At 66.6% G+C, this 872-nt stretch carries 2 protein-coding genes; both read right to left on the bottom strand.

The features are described 5' to 3' along the window. Nucleotides 1-15: 15 nt before the first annotated feature. The gene (locus GOACH_RS23030; RefSeq protein WP_157227959.1) at nucleotides 16-327 is read right to left on the bottom strand and encodes a hypothetical protein; all 312 of its coding nucleotides are present in this window, start codon (nucleotides 325-327) and stop codon (nucleotides 16-18) included. Between the two features lie 223 nt (nucleotides 328-550). Further along, nucleotides 551-862: a putative quinol monooxygenase gene (locus GOACH_RS23025; RefSeq protein ID WP_005180837.1), complete on the bottom strand. Its 312-nt coding sequence runs from the start codon at nucleotides 860-862 to the stop codon at nucleotides 551-553. Nucleotides 863-872: the final 10 nt, after the last annotated feature.

The raw sequence follows: 872 nt of genomic DNA, 5'->3' as shown, positions 1-872 counted from the left end.
CTTCGCCACTTTTGGTCAGCGGTGCGGTGTCATTGGTCCTGGCAGGGCGTGGTGATCGGGCGGTGCGGGTTCCAGGACCACACGCAGGTTCATTCCGGCCAGGTGGGTGTGCCTGAGCTGGGTGTTGTCGGGGTGGATCGAGTCGGCTTTCCAGTAACTGACGACAACAGTGCGAGCGTCGGTCCATTCGAGGTTGACCCCGTAGTCGGTCCGGCTGCGCTGGGCTCCTCTGAGTGTGGCGATCGCAGGGGCGTCGATTGGCTCACCGGCGGGGACCAGATGGATGGCGTAGCTGTAGGTGGTGGTCGCTCCCGCGTTGTTCTGCACCACTATTGCGTCGACTCGACCCTTCCCACCGGCGCTGGCCTCACGGCTCTGCCCGACACCGACGTCGCTCTCCTCTGCGACGGACCCCTCGCCGGCTGAGCGCTCGCGGCCGGCATCCTGTCCGTGTGCCGATAGGCCTCGTACCGCTCGGCAACGCAGCGTGGCGTTGCGTCGCGACCTGGCGACGGCTCGGCGGGGCGCGATCGTCTCGTGCGTTGGCGGACTACGGGAGCTTGGACGCGAGGACGTCGGCCGCCAGGATCTCGGGTGCTGCGCCGAGGAGGTGCTGGTTGGCCATCAGGGCTGCGACGATGGCGCCGTTGGCGTGGGCGTCGCGAGCGGCCTCGTCGGGGAATGCATCGAAGATCCAGAAGGTGTCGGCGTGGGTCCTGACCGCGAACCAGACAATCGTTCCTACTTCTTCGTTGGCGAGTGAGACAGCGCCGGCGAGCAGATCGGCGACCGCGTCGTGCTGTCCATCGGCCGCGACGATCTTGGCGACGAAGGCATACGGAAGTGATGCGGGTGTGGACATGAGGGGTTCT

It is taken from the genome of Gordonia aichiensis NBRC 108223 (genome assembly GCF_000332975.1).
GTDB lineage: Bacteria > Actinomycetota > Actinomycetes > Mycobacteriales > Mycobacteriaceae > Gordonia > Gordonia aichiensis.
Note: the sequence above shows the minus strand (reverse complement) of the source record. Positions and strands in the feature narration are given on the sequence as shown.